Below are 13,328 nucleotides of genomic sequence, written 5' to 3'. Positions count from 1 at the left end.
CCCCGGCGGCCGGGCCCGGAGGACCCTGGCGGCGCGTACACCGGCTGCCGGAGAGCGGACGGAACCGACCGGCCGACAGCCCCGGAGGTGCCGTCGTGGTCACCGCGTTCGTGACCTCGTTCCTGATCCTGCGCGGGCGGACGGGCGTGCCGGCGCCGTCTTCGCGCAGGTACGGCGGCGAGGGCTCAGATCGTGGCCGTGCCTCCCAGGTCCTGGCGGTGGAAATCGATCAGCCCGAGCACCGTCAGGGCGACGGCGATCGCGGACAGAGCCAGGAGCGGGGCGACGGCCAGGTCCTCCGCGGGGAGCAGGGGCGTGTGCTGGAAAGGAGAGAGTCCGGTGACGCGCACCGGGACGTCGAGGAGCTCGCTGAGCACCCCGATGACCAGGCAGAAGGCCACGGCCGCCCAGGCGGCGGCGACCGCGCGCGGGACGAGCCCGAACAGCGCGGTCGTGAGCCCCACGAGCGGCCACAGCGCGGGTGCGTAGACCAGCGCGGCACCGAGGAGCCTGGGCACCTGTCCCAGGTCGTGGCCGGTGATCCCGTACGCGAGGCCGGCGCCCGGACCCCCCGCGGCGAGTACGAGCACGCTGCCGCCCGGCGCGACGATCAGATGGCCGGCGGCCCACCGGTGGCGCGGGAGGAGGGTGGCGAGCACGGGTTCGGCCAGGAGCGAGGTCTCCTCCCCGCGAAGGCGCAGGACGGACTGGACCGCGTAACCCGAGGCGATGAGGGCCGGCGTGAGCATCGAGCGGGCCAGGTAGGAATCGGTGCGGCCGACGTCGCCGTACGGGGCGATCGCGTCCCGCACCGCTTCGTTGTCGCCGACGAGATCCTCGATGTCGTCGGCGAGCCAGCCGTAGGCGGCCCCGGTGAGGAACACCCCCGCGCTCCAGCCGACGAGGCCGCCGCGCTGGAGCCGCAGCGCGAGCCCCAGCGGCCGGCCGAGACCGGGCGCCGCCGTCCGTGGGCCGGACCGGGGCGTCACCGGACCGGCGCCGATGTCACGCCGGTCGGAGAGCGCGTCGGCCACGGCGACGAGCGCGACCGCGGCGGCGACCGCGACGAGCAGGGGCCACCAGCGCTCACCGGCGAAGGGCCGGGCCTTCCGGACCCAGCCGATGGGGGAGAACCACGACAGCGTCCCGTCGCCGGTGTCCTCCACGGCCCGTAGCACGAAGGCGAGTCCCAGCACGGCGCCCGTGACGGCCCGGTGAGCCGCCGTTCGGGCGGAGAGCGCGAGGAAGGGACGAACGGCCCCGTGCCGCGGGAGTACCGGCCCCGTGCGCGGGGACCACATGGGGCCGGACGGCGCGCCGGGCGCCACCCGACGGCCCTGTCCGTGCCGTCGTCCGGGGACGAACATCGTGCATGAAGGTGCGTCCGCGAGATCCTCGCGGACGGCATGGCCAACGGACACGGAGGCAGTGATGACGTCGGTGGTCCCGACCGAGGTGACAGTATCCCCGGAATCCCCGGACGCCTGGCGCGGCTTCTCGGCCGGATGCTGGCGTGACCGTATGGACGTACGTGACTTCATCCAGGCCAACTACACGCCGTACGAAGGCGACCCGGCGTTCCTGGCCGGCCCGACCGAACGCACCCTGGCCGTCTGGCACAAGGTCAGCGCGCTGTTCCCGGAGGAGCGGCGCAAGGGCGTCCTGGACGTGGATCCGGGCACCCCGTCCACCATCACCTCGCACCGGCCGGGCTTCATCGACCGTGAACGCGAGCTGATCGTCGGCCTGCAGACCGACGCTCCGCTGAGGCGGGCGATCATGCCCAACGGTGGACTGCGCATGGTGCAGAGCAGCCTGAAGGCGTACGGCTACCAGGCCGACCCGTTCGTCACCCGTGTCTTCGGGACCTACCGCAAGACCCACAACGACGGTGTCTTCGACGCCTACACGCCCGAGATGCGGGCCGCCCGCAAGGCAGGAATCATCACCGGCCTGCCCGACGCCTACGGACGCGGCCGGATCATCGGGGACTACCGGCGGGTGGCGCTGTACGGCACGGCACGCCTGATCGAGGCCAAGAAGGCCGAGCGCGCCCTGCTGGACGACGCACCGTCCACCTCGGACGTCGTCCGGGACCGCGAGGAACTGGCGGAGCAGATCAGGGCGTTGGGTGAACTGGCGGAGATGGCCGCCACCTACGGCTGCGATGTGACCCGCCCGGCCGTCACCGCCCACGAGGCCGTGCAGTGGCTCTACCTCGGCTTCCTGGCCGCGGTGAAGGAGCAGAACGGCGCCGCGATGTCGCTCGGCCGCACCTCCACGTTCCTGGACGTCTTCCTCCGGCGGGACCTGGAGGACGGTCTGCTCGACGAGGTACGGGCCCAGGAGCTGATCGACGACTTCGTGATCAAGCTGCGGATCGTCCGGTTCCTGCGCACCCCGGAGTACGACGCGCTGTTCTCCGGCGACCCGACCTGGGTGACCGAGTCGATCGGCGGCATCGGTGTCGACGGACGGCCACTGGTCACCCGTACGTCCTTCCGTTTCCTGCAGACGCTGTACAACCTCGGACCGGCTCCGGAACCCAATCTCACCGTGCTCTGGTCGCCCCGCCTCCCCGCCGGATTCAAGGAGTTCTGCGCGCGGGTCTCGATCGACACCAGCGCCGTCCAGTACGAGTCCGACGAGCTGATGCGGCCGCACACCGGTGACGACACCGCGATCGCCTGCTGTGTGTCGGCGATGGCGGTCGGGCGGCAGATGCAGTTCTTCGGGGCGCGCGTCAACCTCGCCAAGGCGCTGCTGTACGCGATCAACGGCGGCCGGGACGAGGTGACAGGTGAGCAGGTCGCGCCCGAGGCTCCCGCGCTGACCGGCGAGTACCTGGAGTACAAGCAGTTGTCGGCGGCGTACGACCGGATGCTGGACTGGCTGGCGGGCGTCTACGTCAACACGCTGAACGTCATCCACTTCATGCACGACAAGTACGCCTACGAGCGCATCGAGATGGCCCTGCACGACCACCCGGTGCACCGCTTCATGGCCTGCGGCATCGCCGGCCTGTCCGTCGTCACCGACAGCCTGTCCGCCGTCAGGTATGGCCGGGTCAAGGTGATCCGCGACGCCACCGGGCTGGCCGTCGACTACGAGACCGAGGGGGACTGGCCGGCCTACGGCAACAACGACGACCGCGCCGACGCCATGGCCGTCGCACTGGTCGAGTCGTTCATGGCCAAGGTGCGCGAGCACCCCACCTATCGGAACGCCGAACATACCCAGTCGGTGCTGACCATCACCTCGAACGTCGTCTACGGCAAGCACACCGGCAACACCCCCGACGGCCGCCGCGCCGGCCGGCCCTTCGCGCCCGGCGCCAACCCCATGAACGGACGCGACCGGCACGGCGTGGCCGCCTCCGCACTGTCGGTGGCCAAACTGCCCTACGAGCAGGCCCGCGACGGCATCTCGCTGACTACGACGATCACGCCGGAAGGCCTGGGGCACGTGCCCGCCGAACGGGCCGGCCACCTGGTGGGCATCCTCGACGCCTACACGGCTTCCGGCGGCTTCCACATGAACGTCAACGTCCTGGACCGGGCGACCCTGGAGGACGCGATGGAGCACCCGGACAAGTACCCCGAGCTGACGATCCGGGTCTCCGGATACGCCGTCAACTTCGTCCGCCTGACCCGCGAGCAGCAGCTCGACGTGATCAGCCGTACCTTCCACGACGCCCGATGAGCATCACTGGCCGGATCCACTCCTGGGACCTGTCCACCGGTGTGGACGGTCCCGGGACCCGGTTCGTCCTCTTCACCAGCGGCTGCCCGCTGCGCTGCCTGTACTGCGCCAACCCCGACACCTGGCACATGCGGGACGGCCGGGAGGCCACCGTCGACGAGATGATGACAGAGATCGACAAGTACCGGGGATTCATCTCGACGGCCGGGGGAGGGGTGACGCTCACCGGCGGCGAGCCGTTGCTGCAACCCGCCTTCACGGGTGCGGTCCTGCGCCGCTGCAAGCAGGCCGGGCTGCACACCGCGCTCGACACCTCCGGGTTCCTCGGTGCCCGTGCCACGGACGAACTCCTCGCCGACACCGACCTGGTGCTCCTGGACATCAAGGCCTTCGAGGTGGGCACGTACCGGGAACTGACGGGCGGTGAACTCGCCCCCACGCTCAGCTTCGCCACGCGGCTGGACCGTCTCGGCATCCGTGTCTGGCTCCGGTACGTCCTTGTCCCCGGCTGGACCGACGAACCCGAAGCGGTCGACGGCCTCGCCCGCTTCGCCGCCGGCCTCGACAACGTCGACCGCGTGGACGTACTGCCGTTCCACCGGCTCGGCGCGGCGAAGTACGAAGCCCTGCGGATCCCCTTCCCGCTGAGTGGCACCCCCGTCCCGGACGCGGCACTGACCGAGCGGGTCCGTGGCCAGTTCCGGGAACACGGGCTGGCGGCCCACTGACGGCCCGCCGGTCGGCAGCGACACCTCGGCACCGGCTCACCCGTAGGGCCGGTCGGGCCCCTTCGGGGACCTGCGGCCCCTGCGTCACGGCCGTCCCGGCCGCGAGTCTGGAACCAGGTCCCCCTTCAAGGAGGTACATGTCATGACGCGCACCGTCACCGTAGGCCTCGACGGTTCCCCCGAGAGCCGGGCAGCCGTCGAATGGGCGGCCCGAGAGGCGAAACTGCGCGGGTGTTCGCTGAAGATCTTCAACGTCTGGGAGCCGGTCCCGCAGCCCATGGTCCAAGCCCCCGTGCCCGGCGCCGAGACGCACCAGCACTGGACCGAGCGCATTCCGCGGGATACGGCGGACGGCGTCCGGTCACGTCACCCCGGGGTCGAGGTCGTCGTGGAACAGGCTCCGGGCCAGGCCGCCGAGATACTGTCCGAAGTGGCGAAGGCGGCGGAGCTCCTGGTCCTCGGCTCCCGCGGCATCGCAGGAGGTGGCAAGCCACCGGTCCCCGCCTCGGGCACCGTCTGTCAGGACGGTGCCGAACGTCCCGGTCAAGGGCCGAACCGTCTCTCCCGCCCGACGGACACCGGTGCCACGGTGAAGTCGGTCCCCCTGCTCGTGAAGAGCTGTCCCGGACCGCGCGGAAGGCGGTGGCCACCATGGACCTGCCCCTGATCGTGGGCGCCCACGGATCGCAGGCCGGCCTGCGCGCAGCGGACCGGGCGGTGGACGAGGCCGCCACGGCCTGGCGCTGTCCCGCGTACGAGGGCATCGACCACCTGGACATGGCCGGCGAACCCGAGCGCCGTCACAGGGAACGGGCCGCGGCGACGCTCCACGCGGTCGTTCGCGACGGCATCGCGGACCACGCGGGGGTGCCGGTACCCAAGGCCACGGCCGAGGGGCCGGCCCGCAGGGTCCTCCTGCGGCGCTCGGCGGGGGCGGACATGATCGTCGTCGGCGTACGGCGCAGGAACGGCCACCTCGGTCTCCGGCTCGGGCCCGTGGGTCACATACTGCTCCACCACGCCGACTGCCCGGTGGCGATCGTGCCACGACAGGCGTGACCGTGGAAGCGCGCAGTGGACAAGGACCGGCTCTTCTCGCCTCCCACCCTCCAGGAGCATGTATGACCGCCACACTCCACAGCAACGAGCCCGGCCGCCCCGGCACCGAACCGGGCGCCGGCGGCGGACCAGGATCGGGACGGTCATGAACCCCTCGTCCGCCCGGGCCGGGAAGCCCCGGGACGCCCTCGCACCCGTTCTGCGGGACATCCGGGCCGTCGTCCTCGACACCGACGGGGTGATCACCGACTCCGCCCGGGTGCACGCCGCCGCCTGGAAGACGGCCTTCGACGCCTTCCTGCGCGCCCGTCCTCCCGAGGACCCCGGCCAACGGCGGCCCTTCGACGAACGGGACGACTACCTGCGGTACGTGGACGGCAAGTCCCGTCTCGACGGGGCGGCGGCCTTTCTGGTCTCACGCGGTCTCGATCCGTCCGCCGAGACGGTGCGGGAGGTGGCCGCCGACAAGGAGAGGCTGTACACCGACCGGCTCCGCGAGCACGGCATCGACGCCTACCCGGGGACCGTACGCCTGCTGCGCGCACTGCGCCGCAAGGGGACGCCCCTGGCCGCCGCGTCCGCGTCCCGCCACGCGGGCGAGCTCCTCACCCGCGCAGGAGTGCTCGACCTCTTCGACACCCTGGTCGACGGCGCGGAGGCGGCCCGGCTGGACCTGCCGGGCAAGCCGCATCCCGCCCTGTTCCTGGAAGCGGCCCGCCGGCTCGGGGTACCGGCCCGGCACACCGCCGTGGCCGAGGACGCCCTGGCGGGGGTGGAGGCGGGCCGCCGGGGCGGGTTCGCCCTGGTCGTCGGAGTGGACCGCACGGCCGGTCCGGGAACCCGGCAGGACCTTCTGCGGCACGGTGCCCACATCGTCGTCGGGGACCTCGGCGAGCTGATCGAGGCGGGGGCGGCACAGTGACGGACCGGACCTGGGAGTACGAGGGCTACGACCCCGCCGACGAGCGGCTCAGGGAGTCGTTGTGCACGCTGGGCAACGGCTACCTCGCCACCCGTGGGGCCCTGCCCGAGTGCGCGGCGGACGACGTGCACTATCCGGGTACGTACGCGGCCGGCTGCTACAACCGGCTCACGTCCGACGTGGCGGGACACCGGGTCGAGAACGAGGACATGGTCAACCTGCCGAACTGGCTGCCGCTCCGCTTCCGCCTGCGGAGCGAGAAGGGCCCCGGCCCCTGGTTCACCCCGGACACCGCGGCCCTGTTCGACCACAGCCAGGTCCTGCACCTCTCCTCCGGACTGCTGGAACGCCGGACGCGGTACGCCGCCGGCGACGGCCGCACCTTCGTGGTGCGCCAGCTGCGCCTCGTGCACATGGCCGACCCGCACACGGCCGCGTTGCGCACCGAGTTCACGGCGGACGGCTTCTCCGGCGACCTCGAGGTGGAGGCGGCACTCGACGGCGCCGTCACCAACGCGGGCGTGGCGCGCTACCAGGACCTCGACGGCCGCCACCTGACCCATGTGCAGACCGATACCGCCGGTCCGGACACGGTCTGGCTGCGCTGCCGTACCCGTACGTCGGACATCCGCATCGGCATGGCGGCCCGCCTCGTCGCGGACGCGCCCGTGTCGATCCGGCACACGTCCCTGAGCGCCACGCAGCGCACACTCCTGCACCTGTCTCCCGGCCGCACGGTGACCGTCGACAAGATCGTCGCCCTGCACACCTCGCGTGATCCGGCCATCAGCGACCCGTTGCGGGCCGCGATCGACCGGGTGGCGGGGGCGCCCGGGTTCGACGACCTGCTGGAGTCCCACATCACGGCCTGGGACCAGCTGTGGCGCCGGGCCGAACTGGACGTGCCCGGTGAGGCGGGCGCCATCCTGCGGCTGCACCTCTTCCACGTGCTGCAGACCCTCTCCCCGCACACCGCCGACCTGGACGTGGGCGTGCCGGCCCGGGGGCTGCACGGCGAGGCCTACCGGGGGCACATCTTCTGGGACGAACTGTTCGTCCTGCCGTACCTCAACCTGCACTTCCCCGAGGTGTCCCGCGCGTTGCTCCGGTACCGGCACCGGCGTCTCGAAGCGGCCTGCGCCGCTGCCCGCGCGGTCGGCCGCACGGGAGCGCTCTACCCCTGGCAGAGTGGCAGCGACGGCCGGGAGGAGACCCAGGAGCTGCACCTCAACCCCCGTTCCGGACGCTGGCTGCCCGACCACTCCCGGCTCCAGCACCACGTCGGATCGGCCGTGGCGTACAACGTGTGGCAGTACTGCGAGGCGAGCGGGGACGCCGAGTTCCTGCACACCAAGGGCGCCGAGATGCTCCTGCAGATCGCCCGCTTCTGGGCGGACTCGGCCACGTACGACGAGAACCTGGGGCGGCACCGCATCCTGGGCGTGGTCGGGCCCGACGAGTACCACGACGCCTATCCCGGCGCCGAGAAGCCAGGGCTCGACGACAACGCGTACACGAACGTCACCGCCGCCTGGGTCCTCACCCGCGCCCTCGAAGTGCTGGAGAACCTGCCGGAGCCGCGCCGACGGGAACTCGTCGAGCGGACGGCCCTGGACGGTGGCGAGATCGAACTGTGGGAGGACGTGTCCCGCACCCTTCACGTGCCCTTCCACGACGGCGTGATCAGCCAGTTCGAGGGGTACGGAACCCTCGACGAACTCGACTGGGACGGCTACCGCAAGCGGTACGGCGACATCCGCCGGCTGGACCGGATCCTGGAGGCGGAGGGCGACTCCGTCAACCGCTACCAGGCGTCGAAGCAGGCCGACGTCCTGATGCTCGGCTACCTCTTCTCCCCTTCCGAGCTGCAGGCACTCTTCAGCCGCCTGGGCCACCGGCTCGACGAGACCGTCTGGCGGCGCACGGTCGACCACTACCTGAGCCGTACGAGTCACGGCTCGACCCTCAGCGGTCTGGTCCACGGCTGGGTGCTGGCCCGGGACCGGCGCACCGAGGCGTGGACGTTCTGCCAGGAGGCGCTGCGGGGCGACATCGCCGACCTGCAGGGCGGCACCACGGGCGAGGGGATCCACCTGGGCGCCATGGCCGGCACCCTCGACCTCGTCCAGCGCGGGCTCACCGGGCTGGAGACCCGCCGAGGCGCACTGTGGCTCGACCCGGTGCCGCTGCCGGAACTGTCCTCCTACAGCTTCGCCCTGCGCTACCGGGGACACTGGGGTGTGCGGCTGCGTATGGAACGGGGCGGTCTGGACATCACGGTGCCCTCGTCCGACAGGCTGCCCATCGACGTGCGGCTCCCGGACCGCGCGGTCTCGGTGCAACCGGGGGAGACGTGCCGTCTGACACTGCCCGGCTGAGGGGCACGGCTCGCGGCTTCGAGGCCGTACCGTGCGGAGCGGACCGCGAAGCGGCTCCTCGCGGGCCGCTTCGGCGGACCGACTCCCGGGTTCGGTCCCGCATCGGTCTCACGGCGCCTGCCACCTGTCTTCCGGGCCAGACGCAACAACCGGCTCAGGCACGGCCGTTCGGGTGCGCTGAACCGAAGTCCCCGCTCTGGCGCACGCCTCTTGGGAGGTACGGCTGTTCTCGATGTCCCGGCCGCGCGGGCGGCCGGGTCGTGTGCCGTGGATCACAGGGCATGCTTTGAGGCGGGTGCCCCGGTCTTTTCCGTACCTTCCCGTGACGCGTGATCTCCGGACTGCGAGGATGAGGGCGCCATGACTGCAGGGCGGTGTTCTCGCGCGTTCAGGGCCGCTGTGTTCGCGGCCGTCTGCGTGCTGCTCGCCTCCCTGGGCCACGTCCTGATGTCGGGGACCGCGGTGCCCTGGTGGTCCATGGTCGCGGCGACGTCGGTCACCGGAGGTGCGGCCTGGCTGCTGGCGGGCCGGGAGCGCGGGCCGGTTCCGGTCGGCTCCGCCGTGGTCGCGGCGCAGACGGCACTGCACTCGTCGTTCTCGCTCGCCCAGGTGGTCGTGCAGCCGGAGTCGTCCGGCAGCGGTTCGCTCGTCCGGCGATGGATCGACGTACTGCTGTGCCGTTCGCACCCGGGCCAGGGCTCGGGTCCGGGTACGGGCTCGGAACACACCGTGATGCCGACGTCCATGGGCTCCATGGACCACGACATGGGGTCCATGCACTCCATGGACCCCATGGGAGCCGCGGATTCCCTCCACCACGGGACGGGCGGCCTCTCCTCGACCGGCATGCTCGCCGCTCACCTGCTGGCCGCTCTGCTGTGCGGTCTGTGGCTCGCGTACGGCGAGCGGGCCGCCTTCAGCATCCTGCGGACCCTCGCCGGCTGGGCCGTCGTCCCGTTGCGGCTGATCCTCCGGCTGCCCACGCCACCGCACCGGCCACGTCTGCGCGCCCGCCGCCGCCACGCGGGGCACGTGCTGCGGCAACTCCTCCTCACCCGCACGGTCACTTCTCGGGGACCGCCCGAAGGGACCGCTGTCGCCTGACGACAGCTGGTTTCCCGGGGCCGTCCATGGAGCCGTCCGCTCCCTGGACGGCCCCGGGCATCGGCCGCGTATGTCCGTACGCGGCCGTCCCTCCCTTCACCGGTCACGCCGCGCCGCCCCGCCACCACGCGCGGGCAGGCGCGGACGGCCGGTCTCCCTGGATTCCCGAGAAGGAGCAACACCAGGTGATCACCCCTGTCCCGTCCGCGGCACGCGAAGAGACGAGAGACGACTCGATCACGGCCTGGGCGCTCGCCGCCCGCGGCGGTGACCCCGACGCCTTCGACCTGTTCGTCCGCGCCCTGCATTCGGATGTCCGCCGCTACGTACGGTTCCTCGGCGCCGACCCGCAGAGCGCCGAGGACCTGGCCCAGGACACGTTTCTGCGCGCCCTGGGCAGCCTGCATCTGTTCGAAGGCCGTTCCTCGGGCCGGACCTGGCTGATGGCCATCGCGCGGCGCGCGGTGATCGACAGCATCCGCTACGCCACCTCGCGTCCACGCCTGACGGACGCGCACGACTGGCAGTCGGCCGCCGAGCGTTCACAGCCGCGCGGTCTGCCGGGCTTCGACGAAGGCGTCGCCCTCGTCGACCTGCTGGACGCGCTCCCGGACGAGCGCCGCGAAGCCTTCGTGCTCACCCAACTGGTGGGACTGCCGTACGCGGAGGCGGCCGGCGTCGGCGACTGCGCCATCGGAACGGTCCGTTCGCGCGTCGCGCGCGCCCGGAACGCGCTGATCGAAGCACTGGACGAAGCCGAGCGCTGCATACCGCCCGCCGTTGCCGCAGCCGCAGCCGCCTGACGGAGGTACTCGGCTGCCGCCCGGTTCGTTCTCCGGGCGGCAGCCGTCCACCCGGTTTCCGAACCGCGGGGGCGCCCGAGGCGATGGAGGACCCGGTGTGGCGTACGTCATCGTGGCGCCTCGGAACCCAACGCCACGCGGCCGACTCCTGGAGCGACACGGCGGCAACCGCCGTGTCCCGTAGGACGGTTCGACGCGACCAGGAAGGTCGAGCATGACCGATTCCCGACAGACCGCCCCGCTCGCGGACGGGACGGCGCCGAGGACCGCCGCGCCGTGGAGGAGGCCATCGACCACTCCGGAGGGCGCCGCTAGCCGACAGGTGCGCGTTCGGCGCTGCGGGACGGGGAGTGGTGGGCCAGGAGACGCAGGCAGCGCAGCGGGCGGTCCCTGACCGGGCGGCGGGTGATCGAGGCGCCCTTCGCCGTGACCGTGTCCAGGCGCTGGTGGTGCAGGTCCAGGACGAAGCGCATCAGGCGGCGGTGGTCGTCAAGGCAGTGGTCCAGCAGGACGTCCGCCTCCCGGAGCGTGGCGCGTGCGGTGGCGGCGGTGGCCGCGATCAGCGCGCGTACCCCGGGCAGGTCGCGGCCCCGTTCGAGGTCCTCGCGCGTGACCCCGTACCGGTCGAGGTCGCCGGCGGGCAGGTACAGGCGCCCCTCGCGCAGGTCCTCGTGCAGGTCGGTGAGGATGTCCGTCCGCTGGGCCGCGTCGGCGAACAGCCGGCAGCCCGCCGCGAACTCGGCGCTGCCGCCGCCCTGGTGGGCCAGCCCCGTGGTGATCATCAGGAACGGCCAGGTGAGCTGCTCCACGTACCGCTGGTAGTCGTCCTCGGTGGCGAACCCGGCGAAGTCGAGGTCGATCCGCGCCCCGTCCAGATACGACTCGACCCACCGGTGCGGCAGTTCGCGGTCGGCCGCGGTGTGCAGGAACGCCCGCAGCAGCGGATGCCCGGCGCTGCCCGAACCCAGGGCCGTACGCACCTGCGCGCTCCAGACGTCGTAGCGCCGGACGCGTTCCTCGACCGTGCCCCGGTCGCAGAGGTCGTCGGTGTACGACGCGAACGCGTACCCGGCGAGCGCGTGCGGCTGATGGGCCCCGGGCACCATCAGGCGCACCGCGAGATAGCCGGCGGGCTCCCGGCGGCGCATGAACCGCGCGGCCTTTCCGTAGTCGTCGCGCAGCGCCCCCTGGCTCACCCCGGCCGCTTCCAGGTTCCTTCGCCAGGTCCGCACGTTCCACTCCCTGAGACCGCCATGCTGCAGTGCCGGTCCCTACCACCGATCCGCACTGCCGGAGCGACGCAGGCTATCAGTGGAGGGATCTTCGACGGTCGGCAGGTCCGGCGTGTCAGCGCCGCCGGCGCAGGGTGTACGCGGCGCCCGCCGTGATCAGCAGGCCCGCCGCGCCGCCCGCGACGAGGGGCAGGGCCGGGGCCCGGTCGCCCTCGGTGGGGGAGGAGACCGTCTCGCCGGGCGCGCTGGTCAGGGTCCGGGTGGGCTCCACGGGCGTGCCCGTGACGCCGGCCGGGGACTTCGAGGGGGTGGGGGCCGCCGTGGACTTCGTCGCGGCGGGCTTCGTCGGCGACGCCGCGGGGGTGGCCGGCGCCGCGGACCCGGCGGACCCGGTGCTCTTCTTCGCCGCGGGGAAGACCACGTCCGAGCACGAGTAGTACGTGTCCGGTGTGCTCGTGTTCTGCCAGACCGTGTACAGCAGGTGGCGTCCGGTGCGGTCGGACGGCAGCGTGGCGCTGATCCGGTAGGCGCCGTTCACCAGCGCCGGGTCGGTGGCCGTCGCGAAGGGCCGGGAGGCCAGGTCGGACCAGGTGAGCGGCTTCGCCGGGTCGTAGCCGTCCTTCGTGAGGAACAGCTTGAAGGTGCCGGTGTGCGGGATCGTCGACCGGTAGGTGAGCGTCATGTCCGCCCCGGCCTTCAGCCGGGTCGAGGGCCAGTCGGTACGGGGCAGGTCGAGGCCCCGGTAGGCGGCGAGACCGGCGCTGCACAGCTTGCCGTCGGGCACGACCTGCCGGTCCCGGCCGTTCACGCCCGCCAGCCGCAGGTTGTCGAAGGCGGCGACACCGGAGGCGGCGGCGGCCCGGCAGGCCGCCGACCGTGCCAGTTGTCCGCCCGCGGGGGAGCAGGCCGCCGCCCGGCTGACCGGATCCGTCGGCGCCCCGTGCGCGGCGGCGAGTCCGGCGGCCCCCGTCACGAGCAGGAGCGGGGCCGCCCCGGCGAGAACGACGCGGGCTGCGGTGCGGGGTGCGGTCGTCATGGGCGGGGATCCTCCTGGCGCGGCGGGCGGGGGAAGCCCCGCTGCCCCTCAAGTACGGGAGAGGCGCGAAGGGCGTTCAACTCCCCCCGTACCTGACCACGGCCGGCCCGGCCTCCACGAACGAACAAACGAACGAACAGGGGGACAGCCGGCGCGGACTCCCGGAGGACGTCGCCCGCACGTACCTGGAGGACAAGGGCCTGCTGAAGTGACGACTCCGTGACGTCGGTGACCGTACCGGTGCGGTGGGCCGCCTTCCCGCGGCGGGCACCGCCTTCCGGGGCTTCCGGGGCTTCCGGGGCTTCCGGGGCGCGGCCGGCTTCCTGGCGGGCTTCAACGAACGCGGGCTTCGACGAACGCGGGC

11 protein-coding genes are annotated in these 13,328 nt (G+C 72.4%); 8 read left to right on the top strand and 3 right to left on the bottom strand.

Annotated elements, in window-relative coordinates; genetic code table 11:
- Positions 1-185: 185 nt before the first annotated feature.
- On the bottom strand, positions 186-1,196 hold the full coding sequence (locus tag QFZ75_RS04320) for an ABC transporter permease (RefSeq protein WP_307533934.1): 1,011 nt from the start codon (positions 1,194-1,196) through the stop codon (positions 186-188).
- A gap of 235 nt (positions 1,197-1,431) precedes the next feature.
- On the opposite strand from QFZ75_RS04320, the gene pflB reads away from it, so the two are divergent.
- The 8 genes from pflB (at position 1,432) to QFZ75_RS04280 (ending at position 10,696) form a co-directional block, all read left to right on the top strand.
- Positions 1,432-3,702 carry a formate C-acetyltransferase gene (gene pflB, locus QFZ75_RS04315; protein WP_307533932.1) on the top strand — a complete coding sequence of 757 codons (2,271 nt, stop codon included), beginning with the start codon at positions 1,432-1,434 and terminating at the stop codon, positions 3,700-3,702.
- On the top strand, positions 3,699-4,430 hold the full coding sequence (pflA, locus tag QFZ75_RS04310) for a pyruvate formate-lyase-activating protein (RefSeq protein ID WP_307533929.1): 732 nt from the start codon (positions 3,699-3,701) through the stop codon (positions 4,428-4,430). Before pflB ends, pflA begins: the two co-directional genes overlap by 4 nt.
- A gap of 142 nt (positions 4,431-4,572) precedes the next feature.
- Positions 4,573-5,097, top strand: a complete 525-nt coding sequence (locus QFZ75_RS04305; protein ID WP_307533928.1) for a universal stress protein — start codon at positions 4,573-4,575, stop codon at positions 5,095-5,097.
- Complete coding sequence (locus QFZ75_RS04300) at positions 5,082-5,489, top strand: universal stress protein (RefSeq protein ID WP_307533927.1); 408 nt, start codon at positions 5,082-5,084, stop codon at positions 5,487-5,489. Before QFZ75_RS04305 ends, QFZ75_RS04300 begins: the two co-directional genes overlap by 16 nt.
- Before the next feature lie 145 nt (positions 5,490-5,634).
- Positions 5,635-6,411, top strand: coding sequence for an HAD family phosphatase (locus QFZ75_RS04295; RefSeq protein WP_307533926.1), 777 nt, complete (start codon positions 5,635-5,637; stop codon positions 6,409-6,411).
- A complete protein-coding gene (locus QFZ75_RS04290; protein WP_307533925.1) occupies positions 6,408-8,789 on the top strand; it encodes a glycoside hydrolase family 65 protein in 2,382 nt (793 codons plus the stop codon). The genes QFZ75_RS04295 and QFZ75_RS04290 overlap by 4 nt, the downstream gene beginning before the upstream one ends.
- Before the next feature lie 360 nt (positions 8,790-9,149).
- Positions 9,150-9,893: a hypothetical protein gene (locus QFZ75_RS04285; protein WP_307533924.1), complete on the top strand. Its 744-nt coding sequence runs from the start codon at positions 9,150-9,152 to the stop codon at positions 9,891-9,893.
- 185 nt (positions 9,894-10,078) lie between these two features.
- On the top strand, positions 10,079-10,696 hold the full coding sequence (locus QFZ75_RS04280; RefSeq protein WP_307533923.1) for a sigma-70 family RNA polymerase sigma factor: 618 nt from the start codon (positions 10,079-10,081) through the stop codon (positions 10,694-10,696).
- Between the two features lie 311 nt (positions 10,697-11,007).
- Here the strand turns inward: QFZ75_RS04280 and QFZ75_RS04275 are convergent, their stop codons facing one another.
- Positions 11,008-11,928: a squalene/phytoene synthase family protein gene (locus QFZ75_RS04275; RefSeq protein ID WP_307533922.1), complete on the bottom strand. Its 921-nt coding sequence runs from the start codon at positions 11,926-11,928 to the stop codon at positions 11,008-11,010.
- Between the two features lie 115 nt (positions 11,929-12,043).
- A complete protein-coding gene (locus QFZ75_RS04270) occupies positions 12,044-12,964 on the bottom strand; it encodes a lytic polysaccharide monooxygenase (protein WP_307533921.1) in 921 nt (306 codons plus the stop codon).
- Positions 12,965-13,328: the final 364 nt, after the last annotated feature.

It is taken from the genome of Streptomyces sp. V3I8, from assembly GCF_030817535.1.
GTDB lineage: Bacteria > Actinomycetota > Actinomycetes > Streptomycetales > Streptomycetaceae > Streptomyces.
The sequence above is the reverse complement of the archived record's forward strand: the minus strand, read 5'-3'. Positions and strand labels throughout refer to the sequence as shown.